Raw genomic sequence first — 23,972 nt, forward strand, 5'->3', positions numbered from 1 at the left:
CCATGGCGCTGCTCGAAATCAACGACCTGATGGTGCTCTACGGCGAGATCGAAGCGCTGCGCGGCGTGTCGCTGAAGGTGGATGAGGGACAGGTGGTGACGCTGCTCGGCTCCAACGGCGCGGGCAAGTCCACCACGCTGCGCGCCATCTCCGGTCTGGCGAAGCCCGCGGCGGGGGAAATCCTGTTCGAGGGCAAATCCATCGTCGGCCTCGGGCCGGAGGCCATCGTGCGCCTCGGCATTTCCCATGTGCCGGAGGGGCGGCGGGTGTTTCCCGGCCTCACGGTGAAAGAGAACATCATGCTCGGCGCCTCGAACCGCCGGGTCGCCAAGGCGCAGCTGTCGCGCGAGGCGGATGCGATGTTCGATTTGTTTCCGGATATCCGTCAGTTTGCCGACAAGCTCGGCTGGACGCTGTCGGGCGGGCAGTTGCAGATGGTCGCGGTGGCGCGCGGGCTGATGGCGAAGCCGCGCCTTCTGCTGCTCGACGAGCCGTCGCTCGGCCTCGCGCCGGTGATCGTGCAGGCGGTGTTCCGGATCATCGCGGAAATCCGCCGCGACACGACGGTTTTACTTGTGGAGCAGAACGCCCGCATGGGACTGTCCGTCGCCGATTACGGCTATGTGCTGGAAACCGGGCGTCTCGCGCTCGGCGGCAAACCCGACGAACTGTGGGGCAACGAAGCAATCAGAGCCGCGTATCTAGGCGGCCATACCAAGGCAACCGTTTAACTCATGACGACAATCAATCACAAGAAACTCATCGGCTTCGTCGCCGACATCTTTTTGCGCGCAGGCTCTTCGAAGGCCGAGGCCGAGCGCATCGCCACCTATCTCACGACGGCGAACCTCACCGGCCATGACAGCCACGGCGTCATCCGCGTCCCGCAATATGTGAAGTGGGCGAAGGAAGGCGTCATCGTTCCTGACCAGACCATCACGATGGTGGTCGATACGCCGTCGATCGCGGTGATCGACGGCGGCTTCGGCTACGGCCAGACCGTGACGCCGCAGGCGGTCCGGGTCGGTATCGACAAGTGCAAGGCCAACGGTCTTGCGGCGATGACGCTGAAGAATTCCGGCCATCTTGGCCGCGTCGGCGACTGGGCGGAAATGGCTGCGGCGGAAGGGCTGGTCTCGATCTTTTTCGTCAATGCCGCGGGCTCGGTGCTGGTCGCGCCTTACGGCGGCGTCGCGCGAAAGCTTTCGACGGCACCTTATTGCGTCGGCATTCCGCGTCCGGGGCAGGGGCCGGTGGTGCTGGATTTCGCGACCTCCATCGTCGCGGAAGGCAAGGTGATGGTGGCGAGCCGCGGCGGCAAGAAATTGCCGAAGGGCGCGCTGGTCAATGAAGACGGTTCGCTGAGCGAGGACCCGCATGTGCTTTACGGTCCCTATGAAGCCGACGGTCCGCGCATTCACGCGCAGGGCAAGGGCGCGATCCGTGCATTCGGCGAGCATAAAGGCTCGGGCCTGGCGCTGATGTGCGAACTGCTCGGGGGCGCGCTGACCGGCAACGGCGCGACCAAGACCGACCGGCGCTTCTCCAACGGCATGCTGGCGATCTTCATCGATCCGAAGGTTGTAGACCCGGCGCATTTCTTCGACGGCGAGGTCGCGCGTTACATCGCCTATTTCAAGGACAGCAAGCTGGCGCAGGGTCACGACGCGGTGCTGATTCCGGGCGAGCCGGAAGCCGCGACTCGCGCCGATCGCACCACGAACGGCGTGCCACTGACGGACGAGACATGGAATTCCATTGCGGCGACCGCGCGGTCTGTCGGGATCGATGAGGCGGCGGTGAAGGCTGCGGAGGGGTAGATCACGCGTCGCGTTGCACGCGCAAAAAAACAAGAAGTGTCATACGCGGGCTTGACCCGCGTATCCATCACTTCAAGAGATGGATTGCCGGGTCAGGCCCGGCAATGACACTTAGGCAATGCACGGGACTACGGCGAGAAACGAGAGAACACGGAAAGAAAAACAATGGCAAATAAAGTCAAAGAGATTTGGGCGGCGGGCAAGGTCGTGGTCAACGGCTGGCTGGCGATCCCGTCGGGCTTCTCCGCCGAGGTGATGGCGCAATGCGGCTTCGACAGCGTCACCGTCGATATGCAGCACGGCGTGCAGGACTATCAGTCGATGATCCAGTGCTTCCAGGCGATGCAGGCGCATCCGGTGACGCCGATGGTGCGCGTGCCGTGGAACGAGCCCGGCATCATCGGGAAGGTGCTGGACGGCGGCGCTTACGGCGTGATCTGCCCGATGATCAACACCAAGGAAGAGGCCGAGCGCTTCGTTGCCGCCGCAAAATATCCGCCGCGCGGCACCCGCAGCAACGGCCCGATCCGCGCCATGATGTACGGTTCGGCCGGAACCTATCAGCAGACCGCGAACGACGAGACACTCTGCATTCCGATGATCGAGACCAAGACCGCGGTCGAGAATCTGGAGTCGATTTTGGACGTGAAGGGCATTGCCGGCGTTTACATCGGCCCGTCCGATTTGGGTTTCTCCTACGGCCTGCACCCGACCCTCGACCGCACCGAGCCCGAGATGCTGGCGATCTACGAAAAGGTCGTGAAGGCGTGCGAGAAGCGCGGCATCTTCCCGGGCATCCATTGCAGCGGACACGCTGGTGCGACGCTTGCGATCCAGCGCGGCTTCAAGCTGGTGACGATCATGAACGACAGCGGACTTCTGGCGATGTCCGCCAAGAGCCACATTGCCGAGACGCGCAAGGGGTCCGGCGGCAAGGCGTAGCGTTTCAACCTCTCCCCGCAAGCGGGGAGAGGTGAAAAAGAAGACGCCAAAGCCAGCAAGGAATACAGCCATGGCCCCGACACCTGTGATCCGCCTGCATCCCGACGACGGCGTGGTGATCGCGCGCGCGGCGCTGCTGCCCGGCGCGGAGGTTGCGCCCGGGATCGCGGCAAGCGAGCGGATTCCGGCGGGCCACAAGGTTGCGGTGAAGCCTATCGCCGTTGGCGAGCCGGTGATGCGCTACGGCCAGATCATCGGTTTCGCGACGCAATCGATCGCGCCGGGGCAGCATGTCCATGTGCAGAACATCGGCATGGGCGAGTTCTCCAAGGACTATGCCTATGGTGTCGACGTCAAGCCGACGCCGAACTTCGATTGGCCCGCAACCTTTCAGGGCATCCGCCGTCCCGACGGCCGCGTGGCCACGCGCAACTATATCGGTATTCTTACCAGCGTAAATTGCAGCGCCCATGTCGCAGGGCTCGTCGCCGACGTGTTCAAGAAAAATCCGTTCACCGGCCACGATCCGCTGGCGGCGTTTCCGAATGTGGACGGCGTGGTGGCGCTGACCCACAAGACCGGCTGCGGCATGACCCAGCTTGAGCCTTTGACTGTCTTGCGGCGAACGCTCGGCGGCTACGCGCGCCACGTAAACTTCTCGCACGTCATCATCCTCGGTCTTGGCTGCGAGATGAACCAGATCGGCGGCTTCCTCGAAGAGCAGCGGCTGGCTGGCCGCCTGCGCGCGCTGGACATTCAGGACGTCGGCGGCTCACGCAAAACCGTCGAGAAGGCGGTGGCCTTCGTCCGCGAAGTGCTGGCCGAGTCCAACGCCATCACGCGCGAGCCTTGCTCCGCAAGCGAGTTGATGGTCGCGCTCCAGTGCGGCGGTTCGGATGGCTATTCCGGCGTGTCGGCCAATCCGGCGCTGGGTGCAGCGAGCGATATCCTGGTGCGGCATGGTGGCTCGGTGATCCTGTCGGAAACGCCGGAGACCTATGGCGCCGAACATCTCTTGACGCGCCGCGCGGTCAGTCCCGAGGTCGGCGAGAAGCTCGTCGCGCTGATGCGCTGGTGGGAGGATTACACCGAGCGCAACGGCGCGGAGATGGATTCCAATCCCAGCCCCGGCAACAAGGCCGGCGGCCTCACCACCATTTTGGAAAAGTCGCTCGGCGCGATGGCCAAGGCAGGCAGCACCAATCTGGTCGACGTGGTGGGCTATGCCGAGCCGGTGATGAAAAAGGGCTTCACCTTCATGGATACGCCGGGCTTCGATCCGGTGGCCGCGACAGGTCAGGTGGCGGGCGGTGCCAACATGGTCGCTTTCACCACGGGACGCGGCAGCGTGTTCGGCTGCAAGCCGTCGCCCTCGATCAAGCTCGCCACCAACACGCCGATGTATCGGCGCATGGAAGACGACATGGACGTTAACTGCGGCACCATCCTCGACGGCGAGGAAACCGTGCAGCAATGCGGCCAGCGCATCTTCGACCTGATGCTGCGGGTGGCCTCCGGCGAACAGACCAAGAGCGAGGCGTTCGATTTCGGTGCTGCGGAGTTCGCGCCGTGGGTGCTTGGCGCGACGATGTAGGGCGGCTTTGCCACGCCCCTGAAATGCTTCTAATGTGCCGCCGCAAATCACTGCGACGGAAAGACAAATGACCAAAGGTCTCAAGAAGGGGCTGACCAGCTACGGCGATCCGGGATTTTCGCTGTTCCTGCGCAAGGCCTTCATCAAGGCGATGGGCTATTCCGACGACGCGCTGGAGCGCCCGATCGTCGGCATCACCAACACCTACAGCGACTACAATCCTTGCCACGGCAACGTCCCGCAGCTGATCGAGGCGGTGAAGCGCGGCGTGATGCTGGCGGGCGCGATGCCGATGGTGTTTCCGACCATCTCCATCGCCGAGAGCTTCTCGTTTCCGACCTCGATGTACCTGCGCAACCTGATGGCGATGGACACCGAGGAGATGATCCGCGCCCAGCCGATGGATGCCATCGTCGTGATCGGCGGCTGCGACAAGACGCTGCCTGCGCAGATCATGGCCGCCGTCAGCGCGGACCTGCCGACCGTGGTCATTCCGGTGGGGCCGATGGTGGTCGGCCATCACAAGGGCGAGGTGTTGGGCGCCTGCACCGATTGCCGCCGGATGTGGGGAAAGTTTCGCGCGGGCGAAATCGACGAGGTGGAGATCGAGGCGGTGAACGGGCGCCTCGCGCCATCGGTGGGGACGTGCATGGTGATGGGCACCGCCAGCACCATGGCCTGCATCACCGAAGCACTGGGATTGTCGCTGCCGATGAGCGCGACGATTCCCGCGCCGCATTCCGAGCGTGTGCGTTCCGCCGAACTGAGCGGCCGGCGCGCGGCGGAAATGGCCGTGAGCGGCGGGCCGCGTCCGAGTGAACTGCTGACGCCGGCTGCGTTCAGAAACGCGCAGGTGGTGTTGCAGGCCATCGGCGGCTCGACCAACGGGCTGATCCATCTCACCGCGATTGCCAACCGCACCGAACATCGCATCGATCTGGCGGCATTCGACCAGTTGGGCCGCGACGTGCCGGTGCTGATCGATCTCAAGCCATCCGGCTCACATTATATGGAGCACTTCCATCATGCTGGCGGCGTGCCGAAGCTGATGAAGCAGCTCGGCGACCTGATCGATCTCGATGCGAAGACCATCGCTGGCGGCACGCTGCGCGATGTTGTTGCCAATGCCGAAGAAGTGCCGGGGCAGGACGCGATCCGTTCGCGCGACAATCCGATCACGCCCGAAGGCGCGATGGCGGTGCTTCACGGCAATCTCGCGCCGCGCGGCGCGATCATCAAGCATTCGGCGGCATCGCCCAAGCTGTTGCAGCATACCGGCCGCGCGGTGGTGTTCGAGTCGGTGGAGGACATGACGCTGCGCGTGGATGATCCAAACCTGGACGTCACGGCGGACGACGTACTGGTGCTGCGCAACGCCGGGCCGAAGGGCGCACCGGGCATGCCGGAGGCGGGCTATCTGCCGATCCCGCAGAAGATTCTGCGCACCGGCGTCAAGGACATGGTGCGGATTTCCGACGCGCGCATGAGCGGAACGGCGTTCGGCACCATCGTGCTGCACATCACGCCGGAATCCGCCGTCGGCGGGCCGCTGGCGCTGGTGCAGACCGGCGACATGATCCGGCTCGATGTCGCCAAGCGGCGGATCGATCTGCTGGTCGATGAGGTGGAATTGACTGTACGCCAGCTTGCATTGGGCAAACCTGCAAGGCCGGTATGGGCTAAGCGGGGGTATGCACACCTGTTTTATGAGACTATCACGCAGGCGGATGAGGGCTGCGATTTCGATTTCATGCGGCGCGAAGGCCCGTCCGGCGGCTGATCCGGCAGTTCAGGTCAGCGCATCCCTTGGAATTGGATAATGAGGGTTTCGATGACGACAGTTGCGTTGACCGCCGAGCAACACGCCGATCGCCGCCGCCGCATCTGGGCCATCGTCGGCAGTTCGTCCGGCAATCTGGTCGAATGGTACGATTTCTACGCCTACGCCTTCACGGCGCTGTATTTCGCCAAGGCGTTCTTCCCCGAGGGCAACCAGACCACGCAACTGCTGCAGACAGCCGCGGTGTTCGCCATCGGCTTTCTGATGCGGCCGATCGGCGGTTATATTTTCGGTTCCGTCGCGGACAAATACGGCCGCAAGACCTCGATGGTCACGTCCATCCTGATGATGTGCGGCGGATCGCTGGCCATCGGCCTGCTGCCGACCCATGACAGCATCGGGATCGCGGCGCCGATCCTGCTGCTGATCGCACGCATGATTCAGGGGCTTTCGGTCGGCGGCGAATACGGCACCACCGCCACCTATATGAGCGAAGTGGCGCTGCCGGGCCAGCGCGGTTTCTTTGCGTCATTCCAGTATGTGACGCTGATCGGCGGGCAGTTGCTGGCGTCGCTGGTCGTGCTGGTCATCCAACTGATGCTGACCGACGCGGAGCTCCGCGCCTGGGGCTGGCGCATTCCGTTCTTCATCGGCGCGCTGTGCGCCATCGTCGCCCTTTATCTACGCCTGGCCCTGCACGAGACGTCGACGGAAAAAAGCCGGTCCCACGAAGGCGCGGGATCGCTGCGCACGATCTTCACCCATCATCTAAAGCCATTCCTGCTCGTGCTGGGCTACACCGCCGGCGGATCGCTGATTTTCTACACGTTCACCACCTACATGCAGAAATATCTGGTGAACACGGCGCAGATGGACCATCGCACCGTGAATGTCGTCATGAGCGCGGTGCTGTTCACCTACATGATCATGCAGCCGCCATTCGGCGCGCTGTCCGACCGGATCGGACGCCGCACCCAGATGCGGCTGTTCGGCCTGCTGGCGACGCTCTGTGTCGTGCCGCTGATGTATGCCATCGGCGGCGTGACCAATCCCTATATGGCCTATGTCCTGATCGTGCTCGCGCTGGCGATTGTCTCGCTCTACACCTCGATCAGCGGCGTCGTGAAGGCGGAGATGTTTCCGCCGGAGGTGAGGGCGCTCAGCGTCGGCTTTGCCTATGCCATCGCGAACGCGCTGTTCGGCGGTTCGGCGGAGTACGTCGCGCTGTGGTTCAAGGACCAGGGCACGGAGCCGAGCTTCTACTGGTACGTCACCGTGCTGTGCGCGATTGCATTCGTGGCAGCCATCGTGATGCCGGACCCCAAGGTCAAGGGCTACCTGCACGGGCACGAGTCGGACCCGGATTAGCGGGAAGGACGGGAAGCAGGGCGCTATCTCTCTCCAAGGTCGTCCCGGCGCAGGCCGGGACCCATACTCCCTGAATTATCGATGGCCGACGTGTCGGAGCGGTCGTCTCGCCATAGCCATTTGATCGGTGGTTATGGATCCCGGCCTGCGCCGGGACGACATCGTGGTTGGGCGCAGCGTGATTCGGACTGCCTGCTCATCAGATCAATACGTCGCCCGGCCACCCGAGATGTCGAACACCGCCCCGGTGGTGTAGAGGCATTCCTCCGACGCCATCCAGGTCACGAGGGACGCGAGTTCCTCCACCTTGAGGAAGCGCCCGCGCGGAATCTTCGACAGCATGAAGTCGATATGCTGCTGCGTCATCTGGTCGAAGATCGCGGTTTTGGCGGCGGCGGGCGTCACGGCATTGACTGCGATGTCGGTGTTCGCCAGTTCCTTGCCAAGCGATTTGGTCAGCGCGATCACGCCGGCCTTCGAGGCCGAGTAGTGCGAAGCGTTCGGGTTGCCTTCCTTGCCCGCGATGGAGGCGATGTTCACGATCCGCCCGTAGTTCTGTTTCACCATCACCGGCACGACGGCGTGGCAGCAGATGAACGGGCCGTCGAGGTTGATCTTCATCACCTGACGCCATTCGTCATAGGACAGATCCACGACCGGCTTGTTGACGCCGGCGATGCCTGCGTTGTTGACGAGAATATCGATGCGGCCGAACGCCTTCAGCGTCGCGTCGCGTGCCGCATCCACCGCGGCAGGATCGGTGACGTCGACTTCGAGCACGGTCACCGCCGCGCCGATTTCCTTTGCAGTCTTTTCCGCCAGCGTCTGGTCGAAATCCCAGATCGCCACTTTGGCGCCAGAGGCCACGAAACGCTCGGTGATGGCGCGGCCGAAGCCCTGCGCGCCGCCGGTGACGACGGCGAACCGTCCACTGAGGTCGATCTTGTTCAAGGTTGAACTCCCTGGTTTCGCGTTGGTGTGTCGCGGACGCGGAGCAGCGCCTCTTGGGCTGCTCCGCAGAGCTGGGACCGTCGCAGAAGCTGCGTTTCGTGACGGCCCCGGATCAGCGTCGCAATACTGCGTATTGCGCCGCGTCCGGGGCAAGGGTGGTGCGAAAAACTCTTACAACGTCCAGCCGCCGTCGATGATGTGGTCGACGCCGGTGGTGAAGGCGCTTTCGTCGCTGGCGAGATACAGCGCGAGCAGGGCGATTTCCTCCGCGGTGCCGAGCCGTCCCATCGGCTGGCGGCTGACGAACATCTCGCGTCCGCCGCTGCCCAGCGCTGCCGCGCGGCCCAGCATCGACGGTGTCTCGATGGTGCCGGGACAGATCGAATTGCAGCGAATGCCCCTGGTGATGAAATCGACCGCGACCGAACGCGACAGCGCCGCGACGGCGGCTTTGGTCGCGCTGTAGACGTAGCGGTTGGGGGCGGCCTTGAACACGCCGGCGGCGGAAGCGATGTTGACGATCGAGCCGCCGCCGCCTTCCAGCATCAGGGGCAGGAAGGCGCGGATCGTGCGGTGCATCGACTTGACGTTGAGGTCGAACGAGAAATCCCAGTCGGTATCGGCGCAGTCCAGCACGGTGCCGTTGTGGACGAAGCCAGCGGCGTTGAGCAGTACATCGACCTTGCCGACCTTTTTCGCCATTGCGTGGACCGCCGACGTGTCGCGCACATCGAGCTTGTGGGTTTCGGCGACGCCTTCCAGTTTCAGCGCGGCAAGGCCGGACTCGTCGATATCGGTCGCGATCACGGTCGCGCCTTCGCGGGTGAAGGCGAGGGCGCAGGCGCGGCCGATGCCAGCCGCACCGGCGGTCACGAATGCGCGCTTGCCTTTCAGTCGGTCGGACATGTCTTGCCTCGTGTGTCAGATGCCGTTATTGCGAGGAGCGTAGCGACGAAGCAATCCAGCTTTCCCTTTTTGTTTTATGGATTGCTTCGCTGCGCTCGCAATGACGCTGTTGGCTTTAGTGGTTGTCCCGGGCGACGCCGACGGTGCCCGCGATGTTGTGGTAGCGGGTGGCGAGTTCGAGGCAGGCGCCGGTGGACTGCTGGCCCACGGTGTTGCGGTAAAGCTCCTGCCATGGCGTCTGGTTTTTCGGGTAGGGGAAGCCGCCGTTCGCCATCAGGTCGGCGTGGCGCTGCTTCACCTCGGCGTCGGGGATCAGGATGTTGGCTTCACCCTTGTTGAGGTCGATGCGGACCCGGTCGCCGGTCCTGAGGATCGCAAGCCCGCCATTGGCGGCGGCTTCCGGCGATGCGTTGAGGATCGACGGCGAACCGGAGGTGCCGGACTGGCGGCCGTCGCCGATGCAGGGCAGCGAGGTGATGCCTTTCTTGATCAGCGCCGCAGGCGGCTGCATGTTCACGACCTCCGCGCCGCCGGGATAGCCGATCGGCCCGGTGCCGCGCACGAACAGCATGCAGTTCTCGTCGATGTTCAGCGACGGATCGTCGATGCGGTGGTGGTAGTCCTCCGGTCCCTCGAACACGATGGCGCGGCCCTCGAATGCTTCCGGGTCTTTCGGGTTGGAGAGGTAGCGATCGCGGAATTCCTTGGAGATCACGCTGGTCTTCATGATCGCCGAGTCGAACAGGTTGCCGCGCAGCACGATAAAGCCCGCGTCTTTCACCAGCGGCTTGTCGTAGGTGCGGATCACGTCGCTGTCGGGCACGGCGGCGTTCTTGCAGTTCTCGCCCATGGTCTTGCCGTTGACGGTCAGCGCGTCCTCGTGGATGCGCTTGTGCTTCATCAGTTCGCGCACCACGGCCGGCACGCCGCCGGAGCGGTGAAACTCCTCGCCAAGGTAGTAACCCGCCGGCTGCATGTTCACGAGCAGCGGCACGTCATGGCCGATTGTTTGCCAGTCCTCGATGGAGAGTTCCACGCCGATGTGGCGGGCGAGGGCGTTGATGTGGATCGGCGCGTTGGTCGAGCCGCCGATCGCCGAATTGACCACGATGCAGTTCTCGAACGCCTTGCGGGTGAGGAAGTCGGACGGCTTGAGGTCTTCCCACACCATCTCGACGGCGCGCTTGCCGGTCTCATAGGCAATCTGGCCGCGCTCACGGTAGGGGGCCGGTATTGCAGCGCAACCCGGAAGCGAGAAGCCGAGCGCTTCCGCCAGCGAGTTCATGGTGGAGGCGGTGCCCATGGTGTTGCAGTGCCCGACCGAGGGCGCGGAGGACGATACGATTTCCATAAACTCTTCGTAATCGATCTTGCCCGCGGCCATTTCCTCGCGTGATTTCCACACCACGGTGCCGGAACCGGAACGCTCGCCGTTGTGCCAGCCGTTCAACATCGGCCCGCCCGACAACACGATCGCGGGAATGTTGACGGTAGCGGCGGCCATCATGCAGGCGGGGGTGGTCTTGTCGCAGCCGGTGGTCAGAACCACGCCGTCGAGCGGATAGCCAAACAGGATTTCGACCAGGCCGAGATAGGCGAGGTTGCGGTCGAGCGCCGCGGTCGGCCGTTTGCCGGTTTCCTGAATGGGGTGGGTTGGAAATTCCATCGCAATGCCGCCGGCTTCGCGGATGCCTTCGCGGACGCGGTGCGCAAGCTCGATATGGTGGCGGTTGCAGGGCGACAGGTCGTTACCGGTTTGTGCAATGCCGATGATCGGTTTTCCCGATTGCAGCTCCTTCCGGGTCAGCCCATAATTCAGGTAGCGCTCGAGATAGAGCGCGGTCATGCCCGGATTGTCGGGATTGTCGAACCAGAGCTGGGACCGGAGTTTGCGCGTCTCGCCAGTTTTCTTCGTGACGTTATCGTTATCGTTTTTCACAAGATTTCTCCCGCACTGCACACACGTGCATTCGCGTTTCGATGGTTGCATGTTGACGGTACATCTGCAACGTTCTACGTCAAACATCCGATGTTTGGAAAGAGGCTGCAAATTTCCTCATAGACGTCAGTCTAATGGCGCAAACGGTCCACTTGCAGAGAGAATGTCTTTCGAACAGACGCGGGAATAACGAACATAAAGCGAAACAAAAAGACCGAGCAGCGACGGCCTTTGCCGAACAATGCCGATCTATCTGGAGGAGAAGATATGGCGTCCGTGCATATTCACGATGTGCGCAAATCGTTCGGCGGATTTGAAGTTCTTCATGGCGTGACCGTTCCGATCGAGGACGGACAGTTCGTTGTGCTGGTCGGACCAAGCGGCTGCGGCAAGTCGACCCTGCTGCGCATGCTCGCGGGCCTGGAAAGGATCACGTCGGGCACGATCTCGATCGGCGACCGCGTCGTGAACGACGTGCAGCCGAAGGAACGAGACATCGCCATGGTGTTCCAGAACTACGCGCTCTATCCGCACATGACGGTGGCCAAGAACATGGGCTTCTCGCTCAAGCTGCGCGACGCGCCGCAGGCCGAGATCGACAAGCTCGTGCATCGCGCCGCCGACATTCTCGCCCTGACGCCGCTGCTCGACCGTTACCCGCGGCAACTGTCCGGCGGCCAGCGTCAGCGCGTCGCCATGGGCCGCGCCATCGTGCGTGATCCGCAGGTCTTCCTGTTCGACGAACCGCTGTCGAACCTCGACGCCAAGCTGCGCGTCGCCATGCGCACCGAGATCAAGGAGCTGCATCAGCGGCTCAAGACCACCACGGTCTACGTCACCCACGACCAGATCGAGGCCATGACCATGGCCGACAAGATCGTCGTCATGCACGACGGTATCGTCGAGCAGATGGGATCGCCGCTCGAACTCTACGATCATCCGGACAACAAGTTCGTGGCGGGCTTCATCGGCTCGCCGGCGATGAACTTCCTTGAAGGCAAGCTGGTCGGCAGCAACACCCCTCATGTCGAGACCGCGAACGGCGCGAAGCTGCCGTTGATTGCGTCGCGCACCGGGCTCGACGGCAAGCCGGTGATCTACGGCATCCGTCCCGAGCATCTCGAATTTGCCGACGACGGCATCGAGGCCGATGTCATCGTGGTCGAACCGACCGGATCGGAAACCCAGATCGTCGCGCGGATCGGCCAGCAGGATCTGATCGCGGTGATCCGCGATCGCCGTCCGGTGAAGCCCGGCGACAAGGTCAGGCTGCGGCCCAATCCGGCCGCAGCCCATGTGTTCGACAAGGAAACCGAAAAGCGTCTCATCAACTAAGGCGTGATCTTGAAACCGGTTTCCGGACCGGATCACGCCCGGCAGACTTTGAATTACCAATCACAGCAAATGACCGGTTGAAATCAACAGAGCCGGCAAAACAGGGAGAGTCAGATTATGAGTGATTTCACACCGAATCGGCGCGCGCTTCTGAAGGGCGGCGCTTCCGTGCTCGCGGGCGCCGCGACGCTGACGGTCGATCAGCTGACAGGATTCGCCACCGCCTGGGCGCAGACCACGCAGTGGAAACCCGAAGCCGGCGCCAAGATCAATCTCTTACGCTGGAAGCGCTTTGTCGAAGCCGAAGACAAGGCTTTCATGGATATCATCGCGGCCTTCACCAAGGCCACCGGCGTCGAAGTCAACGTCTCCAACGAATCCTACGACGACATTCAGCCCAAGGCCTCTGTTGCGGCCAACACCGGGCAGGGCCTCGACATGGTGTGGGGCCTCTACTCGCTGCCGCATCTCTTGCCGACCAAGTGCGTCGACGTCACGGATGTTGCAGACTATCTCGGCAAGAAGTACGGCGGCTGGGCGGACTCCGCCAACGCCTACGGCAAGAGCAAGGACGGCAAGTGGATCGGCATTCCTGTCGCGGCGACCGGCGCGCTGATGAACTATCGCATCAGCTCGTGCGAAAAGGCCGGCTTCAAGGAATTTCCGAAGGACACCGCGGGCTTCCTCGAACTCTGCAAGGCTCTCAACAAGAACGGCACCCCGGCCGGCATGGCGCTCGGTCACGCCTCGGGCGACGCCAACACCTGGCTGCACTGGGCGCTGTGGACCCACGGCGGCTATCTCGTCGACAAGAACGACAAGGTCATCATTAATTCGCCCGAAACCCTGAAGGCGCTGGAATACGTCAAGGCGCTCTATGGCGAGTTCATTCCCGGCACCGCATCCTGGAACGACTCGTCGAACAACAAGGCCTTCGTGTCCGGCCAGCTTCATGTCACCTGTAACGGCATCTCGGTCTACGTCACCGCCAAACGCGAGAACAAGGCCGTCGCCGACGACATGAACCACGCCTACATGCCGATCGGCCCGGCCGGAAAACCGACCGAACTGCATCTGCCGTTCACCATGCTGACCTTCAACTTCACGAAGTATCCGCAGGCGTGCAAGGCGCTGACCGCGTTCATGATGGAAGCCGATCAGTACAATCCGTGGCTGACGTCGGCGTCGGGCTATCTGTCGTCGTTCCTCAATGGCTACGACAACAATCCGGTCTGGACGTCCGATCCGAAGAACACGGTGTATCGCGACGTTGCCAAGCGCACGCTGACCCCCGGTGGCCTCGGCACGCTCGGCGAGAACGCGGCGGCGGCGATCGCGGACTTCATCGTGGTCGACATGTTCGCGAACTACTGCACCGGCCGCGAAGATGCGAAGGGCTCGATCGCCTTCGCCGAGCGTCAGGCCAAGCGTCTCTACCGCTAACAGGTAACGTTGCCGGCGCGGAACTGTTTCCGCGCCGGCGCTTCCATCGTCCTGATCACAACTTGCACGTATTCTGGCCGCAAAACGGCTCTCTCCTTTGCGGAATACGTGCCGAAGGTTCGGTCTCATGAGCACGATACCGGCGTCGATGTCCAAGCCGCGTTACGTCAGCACCTTGTCGTTCTGGCAGCGGCTGGCTGCGAACCGCAACTGGATTGCACTGTGGTTCATGCTGCCGGCGGCGGCATTCCTGATCCTGTTCCTGGCCTATCCGCTCGGTCTCGGCGTCTGGATGAGCTTCACCGACGTCCGCATCGGACGGCCCGGCGTTTTCATCGGGCTCGAGAATTACGAATGGCTGATGGAAGACGGCGTGTTCTGGCTGTCGGTCTTTAACACGCTGCTCTATACGACCATCGCCAGCGTCATCAAATTCGGGCTCGGGCTTTATCTCGCGCTGCTGCTCAACCGCAACATGCCGTTCAAGGCGATGATCCGCGCCGCGGTGCTGATCCCGTTCATCGTGCCGACGGTTCTCTCGGCGATTGCATTCTGGTGGATCTACGATTCCCAGTTCTCGATCATTTCGTGGTCGCTGATCAAGCTTGGCATCATCCAGCAGAATATCAATTTCCTCGGCGATTCCTCCTGGGCGCGGGCCAGCGTCATTATCGCCAACATCTGGCGCGGCGTGCCGTTCGTCGCCATCACGCTGCTGGCGGGCTTGCAGACCGTCTCGCCGTCGCTCTATGAGGCCGCGACGCTTGACGGCGCCAGCAACTGGCAGCGTTTCCGCTTCATCACCTATCCGCTTCTGACGCCGATCATCGCCGTGGTGATGACCTTCTCGGTGCTGTTCACGTTCACGGACTTCCAGCTGATCTGGGCGCTGACCCGCGGCGGCCCGGTGAATGCGACGCATCTGATGGCGACGCTGAGCTATCAGCGCGGAATCCTGAGCGGCAGGCTCGGGGAGGGCGCGGCGGTCGCGACCGCGATGATTCCGTTCCTGCTCGCCGCGATCACGATCTCCTGGTTCGGCATGCAGCGCCGCAAGTGGCAGCAGGGGTCGGACAATGACTGATCGAGCCGTGACGTTGCAGAGTTATTCCTGCGCGAACGGGGCAGGCCCCGCGCGCGCGCCACAAGTGGCAGTAAGGATCCGACAATGACTGACCATGCAGCACATCCGCCTGCGACTGTCGCGGCCAGCGATAACAGCGAGGGCATGAGCTATCTGGAGACCTTGCCCAGCAAGATCATCACGCTCTACATCCCGCTCTTCATCATGGTCGTGATCCTGCTGTTCCCGTTCTACTGGATGGCGTTGACGTCGATCAAACCCGACGAGCAGTTGATCGACATGGAGACCTACAACCCGTTCTGGGTTGTGAAGCCGACGCTCAAGCACATCCAGAAGCTGCTGTTCGAAACCCAGTATCCGCGCTGGCTGTGGAACACGATGTATGTGGCGGCGGCGGCGACGTTCCTGTCGATCGTTGCCAGCGTTCTGGCGGCCTATGCCATTGTCCGCCTGCGCTTCAAGGGCGCGGAAGCGGTCAGCGCGCTGATCTTCCTGGCCTACCTGGTGCCGCCGTCGATCCTGTTCATTCCGCTGGCCTCGGTGATCCATTCCTACGGCCTGTTCGACTCGCCGCTGTCGCTGATCCTGGTCTATCCGACGCTGCTGATCCCGTTCTCCACCTGGCTTTTGATGGGATATTTCAAGACCATTCCGTATGAACTGGAAGAATGCGCGCTGATCGACGGCGCCAGCCGCTGGCAGATCTTGACCAAGATCGTGCTGCCGCTGGCGGTGCCGGGGCTGATCTCGGCCTTCATCTTCTCCTTCACGCTGTGCTGGAACGAATTTATCTACGCGCTGACCTTCCTGTCCTCGACGCAGAACAAGACCGTGCCGGTGGCGATCGTCAACGAATTCGTCGACGGCGACATCTACAAATGGGGATCGCTGATGGCGGGTGCGCTGGTCGGCTCGCTGCCGCTGGTCATCCTCTATGCGTTCTTTGTCGAGCATTACGTCTCGGCCATGACCGGGGCGGTGAAGGAATAGCGCGAGTAAACCGCAGTATGCGTCATTGCGAGCGAAGCGAAGCAATCCAGAACAGGAACAAGGATGGATTGGCTTCGTCGCTTCGCTCCTGCAAAATGACGGTATCGATCTGAAGAGGAGCTTTCTTTGCATATTCTGGTTCTCGGTGCGGCCGGCATGGTCGGACGCAAACTTGTGGAGCGGCTCACGCGCGACGGCAGGCTCGGCAAAGCGGACATCACGGGCCTGACATTGCAGGACGTCGTCGCGCCGACCAGACCGGCAACGTCGATCCCGACCGAAGTGGTGACCTGCGATGTCGCCGATCAGGCCGCGGTGACAAAGCTCGTCGCGGGCAAGCCCGACGTGATCTTCCATCTCGCGGCCATCGTGTCGGGCGAGGCGGAAGCCGATTTCGACAAGGGCTATCGTATCAATCTCGACGGCACCCGCTACCTGATCGACGCTGTCCGCGCCATCGGCGGCAATTACAAGCCGCGCATCGTGTTCACCTCGTCGATCGCGGTGTTCGGCGCGCCATTCCCGGACAAGATCGGCGACGAATTCCTGTCCGCGCCGCTGACCAGCTACGGCACGCAGAAGGCGATCGGCGAACTGCTGATTTCCGATTACACCCGCAAGGGCCTGTTCGACGGCGTCAGCATCCGCTTGCCGACCATCTGCGTGCGGCCCGGTACGCCGAACAAGGCCGCGTCGGGATTCTTCTCCAACATCATCCGCGAGCCGCTGGCCGGCAAGGAAGCTGTGCTGCCGGTCTCCGAGGACGTGCGGCACTGGCACGCGTCGCCGCGGTCGGCGGTGGGCTTCCTGCTGCATGCCGGCACGATGGACACCAGCACCATCGGGCCGCGCCGCGCGCTCAGCATGCCCGGTCTTTCGGCTACCGTGGGCGAGCAGATCGCAGCGCTTGGCCGGGTCGCGGGCAAGAGCGTCACGGATCGCATCAAGCGGGTGCCGGACCCCACCATCATGGGTATCGTCGCCGGCTGGCCGCGCGATTTCGTCACCGACCGCGCGCTGAAGCTCGGCTTCGCCACGGCGGAGAAAACCTTCGATGACATCATCCGCATTCACATCGAGGATGAACTCGGCGGAAAGTTCGCAACCTGACAACCCCGGTGCCTGCGATGACGACAATCGCCTGTATCGGCGAGTGCATGATCGAACTCTCGCAGGGCACCGGCAGCCAGCTCATACGCAGCTATGGCGGCGACACGCTGAACACCGCGATCTATCTCGCGCGCCTCGGCGTGAGCGTGGACTATATCACCGCGCTGGGCGACGATCCGTTCAGCGAGGAGATGATCGATAGCTGGAAAGGCGAAGGCGTCGGCACCGCGCAGGTTATTCGGGTCAAGGGCAAGCTGCCGGGCCTTTATGCGATCCGGACCAATGAGGCGGGCGAGCGCTCGTTCTACTACTGGCGCGACAATGCTGCGGCGCGGATGTTGCTCGATCTGCCGGAGACCGGCGATCTTCTCGCGGCGCTGTCGGACTACGACATGGTCTATCTCTCGGGAATTACGCTTTCGCTATACAGCGCCGACGGCCGCCAGCGCCTGCTCGATGTGCTGCAAGGCGTGCGCAAGGGCAAGACCCGCGTGGCATTCGACACCAATTTCCGCCCGCAGGGCTGGCCGGAGGTGGATGCCGCGCGCCAGGTCTATCGCGAGATGTTCGACATCGCCGACATCGTGCTGGCCTCGACGGACGATCTCACCCCGCTGTTCGGTGCGCGGATGCAGGGCGAACTGATCGGCCGGATTGCGGCGCGCGAGGTGGTCCTGAAACTTGCCACCCCGGCCTGCGTTATCAGGCATGACGGCATCGACTATACCGTAGCAGCGGAGCCGGTCGGCAAGGTGGTGGATACCACGGCGGCGGGCGACAGTTTTTCGGCGGCCTATATCGCGGCGAGGCTGCGTGGCGCGCCACCGCTGGAAGCGGCGCGGGCGGGGCATCGTTTGGCTGGCGCGGTGATCGGCCATCGCGGCGCAATCATTCCGCGCGATGCGATGCCGGCCGGCGGGTTGATGCCTGCCGCTGTAATGGAGTGACGGCGATGAGCGGCACATCGGCCTCGGCAAAGCAGGCGGCGCTGGAACAGATTCTGGTTCCGGCGCGGATCGTGCCGGTGCTGACCATCGACCGCGCCGAGGATGGCGTGCCGCTTGCGCGCGCGCTGGTCGCGGGCGGCGTGAAGGTGCTCGAAGTGACGTTCCGCACCGAAGCCGCCAGCGCCGCGGCGAAAGCCATCATCGCCGAAGTACCGGACGCCATCGTCGGCATGGGCACCGTGCTCAATGGCGATGACCTGCGCCGGGCACGCGATCTCGGCGCGCGGTTTGCCGTGAGCCCCGGTGCCACGTTCGAACTGCTGGACGCCGCATCGGCCAGTGATCTGCCGCTGCTGCCCGGCATAGCAACTTCATCCGAAATCATGCAGGCGCAGGCGAGGGGTTTCAATCTGCTGAAGTTTTTCCCGGCGGAACAGGCGGGCGGCATTTCCATGCTGCGCGCGTTGTCGGGACCGTTTCCCGCCACGCGGTTTTGTCCGACCGGCGGGATCAATGCGGACAACGTTGCGACATGGCTTGCAGAGCCGAATGTGGTTTGTGCCGGCGGCTCGTGGCTGTGTCCGGCCTCGGACATCAAGGCCGCGAACTGGGAGGTCATCACCGGCCGCTGCATCGATGCGATGAAAAGGCTGCGGCGGAGGTAGCGAGTCTTCACCTCCGTTTACGCGGAAGGGAGTCACGTCATCCTGAGGTGCGAGCTCTTGCGAGCCTCGAAGGATGACTATCCGTAATATCGCCGTCGCCCTTCGAGGCCTCCGCTTCGCTTCGGCACCTCAGGGTGACGGCGAAAATAGAATCCGGTGAACGGGTTACGATTCGGATCGCCGACCGGAACCGAATCTCAGCATCATGTTCTGCGTGAAGATAAGAAGCTGCGTCTAACGGCTCGTCGCAATTCTCAAAATTCTGCCGCTGCATTACATTAAATTGACAACAAGGAAGCAGTTATTCGTCATTGCGAGGAGCACTTGCGACGAAGCAATCCATGTCTTTCTTGCGGCTGTGGATTGCTTCGCTTCGCTCGCAATGACGAACGGAGGGGCAGACCCTCAAAACCCCATCGCCGCGCCGTCGCTGCGCGGGTCGGTGGCGCCCTCGAACATGCCGTCAGGGTGCCGCACCACCGCGCCCGCATGACCCATTGTGGACGTGAAGGCTGGCAGGATCTCGATGTCGTGGCCGGCGTCGCGCATCGCCTGCACCACCGCCGGATCGAAACGGTCTTCCAGTTTCAGCGTCACCGTGGCGTCGCCCCAGGTCTTGCCGAGCAGCCAGCGCGGCGCGGTGATCGCGGCCTGCAGGCCCTGGCTGAACATCGCGTAGCGCGAGAACACCGCGGACTGGCTCTGCGGCTGGCCTTCGCCGCCCATATTGCCATAGACCATGCGGCGGCCGTCGCTGAACAGCGCCATTGCCGGGTTGAGGGTGTGGAACGGCTTGCGGCCGGGGCGCAGCGCGCGCGGCCCGTCGCCATCGAGCAGGAAGCTCGAACCGCGATTCTGCCAGACGATGCCGGAGTTCGGCAGCACGCAGCCGGAGCCGAATTCGAAGTAGATGCTCTGGATGAAGGAGACGGCGATACCGTCCTTGTCGATCGCCCCTAACCAGACGGTGTCGCCGGGATTGACCGGCACCGGCCACGGCAGGGCGCGCTTGCGGCTGATGTTGGCGGCGAGCCCATCGAGCGTCTTGGACGCCAGATGGTGCTCCGGCTTCTCGGTCATGTAGGCCGGATCGCCGACAATGCGGTCGCGCACCAGAAACGCCTGCTTGGTCGCTTCGACAATTCCGTGAAGGTATTCGAAGGTTTCGGCCTCCTTGATGCCGAGGCGCTCGAAGATTGCCAGGATCATCAGCGAGGCGAGGCCCTGCGTCGGCGGCGGGAAATTATAGAGCGTAGCATTCTTGATCGCGACCGACAGCGCCTCGCGGCGTTGCGCTTTGTGCGCGGCCAAATCTTGCAGCGTCACCGGCGAGCCGCAGCGCGCCAGATCCGCCGCGATCTCTTTTGCAAGCGAACCTGTGTAGAAATCCATCGGGCCGGTTTCGCCGAGCCGCTTGAGCGTCGCGCCCAGCGCCGGCAGTTTCATCAACTGGCCTTCCTTCGGCAGCTTGCCGTCGAGCAGGAATGTCTCGACGAAGCCCGGCGAGTCTTTCAGTTCGGCCAGTTTGGTTTCCGTCAGCTCCTGCTGCGTGGCGGTGACGGCGAAGCCGTTCTCGGCCGACCACACCGCGTCCTCCACCAGCCGCGACAGCGGCAGCTTGCCGCCCGTCTCGGTGTTGATCGCGAGCACTTCGGCCCAGCCGGACAGCGTGCCCGCCACGGTGTTGGCGGCGAGAGGACCGCGCGATGGAATCGCGGACAGGCCCTTGTTCTTGTAAAACTCCACCGACGCGGCACTGGCCGCCGCGCCGCAACCGTCCACCGCGACCGGTGGCTTGCCGTCCTTCGAGATCAGCCAGAAGCCGTCGCCGCCGAGGGAATTCATGTGCGGATAGACCACGGGCAGGCTCGCCGCCATCGCCAGTGTCGCCTCGATGGCGTTGCCGCCTTCGCGCAGCACGCGCAGTCCCGCCTCGGAGGCGAGATGATGGGGCGATGTGACCATGCCGCGGCGGGAGCGGGGCGTATTCAGCATTGCAGGAATTCCGGAAGTTCGATGTGTTGGAGATTGTGACTGGGCAGAGTTCGGTACTTTAGCGGCTACGCATGGGGTCGTCATCACCGGGCTTGTCCCGGTGATCCACGTCTTTCGTTGATGAGAGAAAACAAGACGTGGATGGCCGGGACAAGCCCGGCCATGACACTTCTTTCCTTGGTGCGATCAGTGAGTCCAACGCAGCGATCTACACCTTCACCATCCGCTTGCCGCGGTTCTCGCCGGCGAGCAGTCCGATCAGCGCCTGCGGCGTGTTCTCAAGGCCGTTGATGATGTCTTCCTGCACCTTGATCTTGCCGGCCTTCACCCACGCCTGCAGATCGGCCATCGCCGCGTCGCGCTGGTCGTTGAAATCGGTGAAGATGAAGCCCTGAACGGTCAGGCGCTTCACCACGATCAGGCCGGGGACGCCGCGCGGGCCGTGGGCGGGCGGGGCGCCGTCATAGGCGGAGACGGCTCCGCAGCAGGAGATGCGGCCGTGCTGGTTCATCAGCGGCAGGCAGGCCTCGAAAATGTCGCCGCCGACATTGTCGAAATAGACGTCGATGCCGGTCGGCGCGGCGGCTTTCAGTGCCTTGAATACCGGCTCGGACTTGTAGTCCACCGCGGCGTCGAAGCCGAGTTCGGACACCAGCCAGTCGCACTTCGCCTTGCCGCCGGCGATGCCGACCACGCGGCAGCCCTTGATCTTGGCGATCTGGCCGACGAACGAGCCGACCGAGCCGGCCGCGGCCGAGACCACCACGGTTTCGCCGGCCTTCGGCTTGCCGACATTGAGCAGGCCGAAATAGGCGGTGAGGCCGGCCACGCCGTACACGCTCAGCAGATGCGTGATGGGATCGATGCGCGGCACCTTCACGAGGGTCTTGGCGCGCACCGCTGCATAATCCTGCCAGCCGGTATCGCCGAACACGAGATCGCCCACGGTGAAGCCCGGCGCGTTGGACTTGATGACTTCGGCAACTGCGCCGCCGGCCATTACGGTGTTGGCCTCGACCGCCGCGCGATAGGTCGCGCCCTGCATCCACGCGCGGTTGGCGGCATCGAGCGAGATATAAAGCACCCGCACCAGCACCTCGCCGTCCTTCGGCTCCGGCGTGGGCGCTTCCGCCATCTTGAAGTTCTGCGGCGCGAGCTTGCCGGTCGGCTTTTCGACCAGCAGGATCTGGCGGTTGGCGGCTTGGGTCATGGTCTTCCTCCGGGGCGTTTGTTGTTGCGCGGCAAGATAGCAGCGTTGTCGGGGATTGGAACCGGAGGGCAGAACTCCCGGGGCCTGCCTCTGGGCACTGGTGTGGAACCGGGCGCCTCGATCGACGTTGTTTCAGCAGCTGGTCCGCGGTTTGCTTGTCCGGAAAGGCTGCGTGGGGTCGAACGGCCTCGCTGGAAGTGCCCTATTGTTACCGAAATTATGGCCCGTCCTAAGCGCAACTGCATAGTTCGAGAGCAGGGGGCCTGATGAGAGACGTGGTAAGTCCTTCCATTCGTCGCATCCTGTGCGTTTTTCCTCGTTATTCCCCTTCATTTGGCACTTTTGAATACGCCTACCCCCTGACCGACGGCGTCCAGGCCTTCATGCCGCCGCAGGGCTTGTTGCTGATTGCGGCATCCTTACCCAAGGGCTGGAAGGTCCGCTTCATCGACGAAAATATCCGGACCGCGACGGACGAGGATTTCATCTGGGCGGACGCGGTGTTCGTCAGCGGCATGCATATCCAGCGCCCGCAGATCAACGACATCTGCCGCCGCGCGCATGTGCATGATCTGGCCGTGGCGCTGGGCGGACCTTCCGTCAGCGCCTGTCCCGACAATTATCCGGACTTCGACTACCTGCACGTCGGCGAGCTCGGCGACGCGACCGAAGATCTGTTCCGGCGCCTGACGCGGGATACATCACGGCCGCACAAGCAGGTCGTACTCACGACGAAGGAGCGCCGCGAGATGTCGGACTTTCCGATCCCGGCGTATGAGCTGATTCCGCTCGAGCGTTATTTTCTGGGCAGCATCCAGTTTTCCAGCGGCTGTCCCTATCAGTGCGAGTTCTGCGACATCCCGGGACTCTACGGGCGCAATCCCCGCCTGAAGACGCCCGAGCAGGTCACCGCCGAACTGGACAAGCTACTGGAATGCGGTCTCACCGGATCGGTGTATTTCGTCGATGACAATTTCATCGGCAACCGCAAGGCGGCGCTGGACCTGCTGCCGCATCTGGTCGAATGGCAGAAGCGCAATGGTTTCGCGCTTCAGTTCGCCTGCGAGGCGACGCTGAACATCGCCAAGCGTCCCGAAATCCTGTCGCTGATGCGCGATGCTTACTTTGCCACCGTGTTCTGCGGCATCGAAACGCCGGATCCCGCGGCGCTGAAGGCGATGTCGAAGCAGCACAACATGGTAGTGCCGATACTGGAGGGCGTGCAGACGCTGAACAGCTACGGCATGGAAGTGGTGTCCGGCATCATCCTCGGTCTCGATACCGACTCCGTCGACGCAGGCGAAGGCATTCTGGAGTTCGTCGACCAGTCACAAATTCCGCTGCTGACCATCAACCTGCTGCAGGCGCTGCCGAAGACGCCGCTGTGGGATCGCCTCAAGCGCGAAGGGCGGCTCATCGAGGACAGCGACCGCGATTCAAACGTCGATTTTTTTCTTCCCTACGATCACGTGGTCTCGACATGGCGGGAGTGCATGGGCCGCGCCTACACGCCGGAAAAGCTGTTCGCGCGCTTCGCGCACCAGGTGATCCACACTTATCCCAACAGAATTAAGCTGCCCAACAGCAAGCAGCGCCTGTCCTTCCGCAACATCAAGCGTGGGATGACCATGCTGGCCAACATCATCTGGCAGGTGGGCATCAGGAGTGACTATCGGCGCGAGTTCTGGACGTTCTCACTGCCGCTGCTCCGTATTGGCGACATCGAACGCGTCATCACTGTTGGTCTGGTCGCGCACCATCTGATATTGTTCGCGCGGGACGCATCGGGCGGGCAGCAGAATGCATCATATTACTCGACGAAATTGCGGGACATGCCTGTCGCCGCGGAATGATGCGGCGGGGCGATGACCGTGCCGGTCGCGCCGCCGTCTG

Annotated in this window: 19 protein-coding genes; 14 read left to right on the forward strand and 5 right to left on the reverse strand. The window is 63.0% G+C overall.

What is annotated here, in order from left to right; translation table 11 throughout:
* Nucleotides 1–2 precede the first annotated feature (2 nt).
* The 6 genes from LVY71_RS09005 (at nucleotide 3) to LVY71_RS09030 (ending at nucleotide 7,504) form a co-directional block, all read left to right on the forward strand.
* On the forward strand, nucleotides 3–731 hold the full coding sequence (locus LVY71_RS09005; RefSeq protein ID WP_235099452.1) for an ABC transporter ATP-binding protein: 729 nt from the start codon (nucleotides 3–5) through the stop codon (nucleotides 729–731).
* A 3-nt stretch (nucleotides 732–734) separates the two neighbouring features.
* Nucleotides 735–1,820 (forward strand): malate/lactate/ureidoglycolate dehydrogenase, encoded by a 1,086-nt coding sequence (locus LVY71_RS09010; protein WP_235099453.1) that lies wholly within the window; start codon nucleotides 735–737, stop codon nucleotides 1,818–1,820.
* A gap of 165 nt (nucleotides 1,821–1,985) precedes the next feature.
* Complete coding sequence (locus LVY71_RS09015) at nucleotides 1,986–2,762, forward strand: HpcH/HpaI aldolase family protein (RefSeq protein WP_235099454.1); 777 nt, start codon at nucleotides 1,986–1,988, stop codon at nucleotides 2,760–2,762.
* Between the two features lie 70 nt (nucleotides 2,763–2,832).
* Nucleotides 2,833–4,356: a UxaA family hydrolase gene (locus LVY71_RS09020; protein WP_235099455.1), complete on the forward strand. Its 1,524-nt coding sequence runs from the start codon at nucleotides 2,833–2,835 to the stop codon at nucleotides 4,354–4,356.
* 67 nt (nucleotides 4,357–4,423) lie between these two features.
* Nucleotides 4,424–6,136 (forward strand): IlvD/Edd family dehydratase, encoded by a 1,713-nt coding sequence (locus LVY71_RS09025; RefSeq protein WP_235099456.1) that lies wholly within the window; start codon nucleotides 4,424–4,426, stop codon nucleotides 6,134–6,136.
* Between the two features lie 51 nt (nucleotides 6,137–6,187).
* Entirely contained in the window at nucleotides 6,188–7,504 is a 1,317-nt protein-coding gene (locus LVY71_RS09030; RefSeq protein WP_235099457.1) for an MFS family transporter, read from the forward strand.
* 204 nt (nucleotides 7,505–7,708) lie between these two features.
* Here the strand turns inward: LVY71_RS09030 and LVY71_RS09035 are convergent, their stop codons facing one another.
* From LVY71_RS09035 to LVY71_RS09045, 3 genes are all read right to left on the reverse strand, one after another.
* Nucleotides 7,709–8,455, reverse strand: coding sequence for an SDR family NAD(P)-dependent oxidoreductase (locus LVY71_RS09035; protein WP_235099458.1), 747 nt, complete (start codon nucleotides 8,453–8,455; stop codon nucleotides 7,709–7,711).
* A 171-nt stretch (nucleotides 8,456–8,626) separates the two neighbouring features.
* The gene (locus tag LVY71_RS09040) at nucleotides 8,627–9,361 is read right to left on the reverse strand and encodes an SDR family oxidoreductase (RefSeq protein WP_235099459.1); all 735 of its coding nucleotides are present in this window, start codon (nucleotides 9,359–9,361) and stop codon (nucleotides 8,627–8,629) included.
* Between the two features lie 115 nt (nucleotides 9,362–9,476).
* Complete coding sequence (locus LVY71_RS09045) at nucleotides 9,477–11,351, reverse strand: IlvD/Edd family dehydratase (protein ID WP_502797546.1); 1,875 nt, start codon at nucleotides 11,349–11,351, stop codon at nucleotides 9,477–9,479.
* Nucleotides 11,352–11,567: 216 nt separating this feature from the next.
* Here LVY71_RS09045 and LVY71_RS09050 point away from each other — a divergent pair, with 216 nt between their 5' ends.
* The 7 genes from LVY71_RS09050 to eda all read left to right on the forward strand — a co-directional run bounded on the left by LVY71_RS09050 (nucleotide 11,568) and on the right by eda (nucleotide 18,874).
* Nucleotides 11,568–12,635, forward strand: coding sequence for an ABC transporter ATP-binding protein (locus LVY71_RS09050; RefSeq protein WP_235099461.1), 1,068 nt, complete (start codon nucleotides 11,568–11,570; stop codon nucleotides 12,633–12,635).
* 117 nt (nucleotides 12,636–12,752) lie between these two features.
* Nucleotides 12,753–14,078, forward strand: coding sequence for an ABC transporter substrate-binding protein (locus tag LVY71_RS09055; RefSeq protein WP_235099462.1), 1,326 nt, complete (start codon nucleotides 12,753–12,755; stop codon nucleotides 14,076–14,078).
* 127 nt (nucleotides 14,079–14,205) lie between these two features.
* Nucleotides 14,206–15,162: a carbohydrate ABC transporter permease gene (locus tag LVY71_RS09060; protein ID WP_235099463.1), complete on the forward strand. Its 957-nt coding sequence runs from the start codon at nucleotides 14,206–14,208 to the stop codon at nucleotides 15,160–15,162.
* Between the two features lie 84 nt (nucleotides 15,163–15,246).
* On the forward strand, nucleotides 15,247–16,152 hold the full coding sequence (locus tag LVY71_RS09065; RefSeq protein WP_235099464.1) for a carbohydrate ABC transporter permease: 906 nt from the start codon (nucleotides 15,247–15,249) through the stop codon (nucleotides 16,150–16,152).
* Between the two features lie 126 nt (nucleotides 16,153–16,278).
* On the forward strand, nucleotides 16,279–17,262 hold the full coding sequence (denD, locus tag LVY71_RS09070; protein ID WP_235099465.1) for a D-erythronate dehydrogenase: 984 nt from the start codon (nucleotides 16,279–16,281) through the stop codon (nucleotides 17,260–17,262).
* A 17-nt stretch (nucleotides 17,263–17,279) separates the two neighbouring features.
* A complete protein-coding gene (locus LVY71_RS09075) occupies nucleotides 17,280–18,209 on the forward strand; it encodes a sugar kinase (RefSeq protein WP_235099466.1) in 930 nt (309 codons plus the stop codon).
* 5 nt (nucleotides 18,210–18,214) lie between these two features.
* Nucleotides 18,215–18,874 carry a bifunctional 4-hydroxy-2-oxoglutarate aldolase/2-dehydro-3-deoxy-phosphogluconate aldolase gene (gene eda / locus LVY71_RS09080; protein ID WP_235099467.1) on the forward strand — a complete coding sequence of 220 codons (660 nt, stop codon included), beginning with the start codon at nucleotides 18,215–18,217 and terminating at the stop codon, nucleotides 18,872–18,874.
* A 405-nt stretch (nucleotides 18,875–19,279) separates the two neighbouring features.
* Here the strand turns inward: eda and LVY71_RS09085 are convergent, their stop codons facing one another.
* Both LVY71_RS09085 and LVY71_RS09090 read right to left on the reverse strand, forming a co-directional pair.
* On the reverse strand, nucleotides 19,280–20,869 hold the full coding sequence (locus LVY71_RS09085; protein WP_235099468.1) for a gamma-glutamyltransferase family protein: 1,590 nt from the start codon (nucleotides 20,867–20,869) through the stop codon (nucleotides 19,280–19,282).
* A gap of 208 nt (nucleotides 20,870–21,077) precedes the next feature.
* Nucleotides 21,078–22,079 carry an NADP-dependent oxidoreductase gene (locus LVY71_RS09090; protein ID WP_235099469.1) on the reverse strand — a complete coding sequence of 334 codons (1,002 nt, stop codon included), beginning with the start codon at nucleotides 22,077–22,079 and terminating at the stop codon, nucleotides 21,078–21,080.
* 266 nt (nucleotides 22,080–22,345) lie between these two features.
* On the opposite strand from LVY71_RS09090, the gene LVY71_RS09095 reads away from it, so the two are divergent.
* On the forward strand, nucleotides 22,346–23,932 hold the full coding sequence (locus LVY71_RS09095) for a B12-binding domain-containing radical SAM protein (RefSeq protein ID WP_235099470.1): 1,587 nt from the start codon (nucleotides 22,346–22,348) through the stop codon (nucleotides 23,930–23,932).
* The last annotated feature ends 40 nt before the right edge of the window (nucleotides 23,933–23,972 follow it).

Origin of the sequence: Bradyrhizobium sp. G127, assembly GCF_021502575.1 — a bacterium.
Classification (GTDB): Bacteria; Pseudomonadota; Alphaproteobacteria; order Rhizobiales; family Xanthobacteraceae; genus Afipia.

What these genes read in the sequence shown, in the direction of transcription:
- LVY71_RS09060 (WP_235099463.1), top strand. Translation starts at nt 14,206, where the DNA reads ATGAGCACGATACCGGCGTCGATGTCCAAGCCGCGTTACGTCAGCACC.
- LVY71_RS09095 (WP_235099470.1), top strand. Translation starts at nt 22,346, where the DNA reads ATGAGAGACGTGGTAAGTCCTTCCATTCGTCGCATCCTGTGCGTTTTT.
- eda (WP_235099467.1), top strand. Translation starts at nt 18,215, where the DNA reads ATGAGCGGCACATCGGCCTCGGCAAAGCAGGCGGCGCTGGAACAGATT.
- LVY71_RS09025 (WP_235099456.1), top strand. Translation starts at nt 4,424, where the DNA reads ATGACCAAAGGTCTCAAGAAGGGGCTGACCAGCTACGGCGATCCGGGA.
- LVY71_RS09085 (WP_235099468.1), bottom strand. Translation starts at nt 20,869, where the DNA reads ATGCTGAATACGCCCCGCTCCCGCCGCGGCATGGTCACATCGCCCCAT.
- LVY71_RS09055 (WP_235099462.1), top strand. Translation starts at nt 12,753, where the DNA reads ATGAGTGATTTCACACCGAATCGGCGCGCGCTTCTGAAGGGCGGCGCT.
- LVY71_RS09015 (WP_235099454.1), top strand. Translation starts at nt 1,986, where the DNA reads ATGGCAAATAAAGTCAAAGAGATTTGGGCGGCGGGCAAGGTCGTGGTC.
- LVY71_RS09005 (WP_235099452.1), top strand. Translation starts at nt 3, where the DNA reads ATGGCGCTGCTCGAAATCAACGACCTGATGGTGCTCTACGGCGAGATC.
- LVY71_RS09010 (WP_235099453.1), top strand. Translation starts at nt 735, where the DNA reads ATGACGACAATCAATCACAAGAAACTCATCGGCTTCGTCGCCGACATC.
- LVY71_RS09020 (WP_235099455.1), top strand. Translation starts at nt 2,833, where the DNA reads ATGGCCCCGACACCTGTGATCCGCCTGCATCCCGACGACGGCGTGGTG.
- LVY71_RS09075 (WP_235099466.1), top strand. Translation starts at nt 17,280, where the DNA reads ATGACGACAATCGCCTGTATCGGCGAGTGCATGATCGAACTCTCGCAG.
- LVY71_RS09065 (WP_235099464.1), top strand. Translation starts at nt 15,247, where the DNA reads ATGACTGACCATGCAGCACATCCGCCTGCGACTGTCGCGGCCAGCGAT.
- LVY71_RS09030 (WP_235099457.1), top strand. Translation starts at nt 6,188, where the DNA reads ATGACGACAGTTGCGTTGACCGCCGAGCAACACGCCGATCGCCGCCGC.
- LVY71_RS09040 (WP_235099459.1), bottom strand. Translation starts at nt 9,361, where the DNA reads ATGTCCGACCGACTGAAAGGCAAGCGCGCATTCGTGACCGCCGGTGCG.
- LVY71_RS09045 (WP_502797546.1), bottom strand. Translation starts at nt 11,351, where the DNA reads ATGCAACCATCGAAACGCGAATGCACGTGTGTGCAGTGCGGGAGAAAT.
- LVY71_RS09090 (WP_235099469.1), bottom strand. Translation starts at nt 22,079, where the DNA reads ATGACCCAAGCCGCCAACCGCCAGATCCTGCTGGTCGAAAAGCCGACC.
- LVY71_RS09050 (WP_235099461.1), top strand. Translation starts at nt 11,568, where the DNA reads ATGGCGTCCGTGCATATTCACGATGTGCGCAAATCGTTCGGCGGATTT.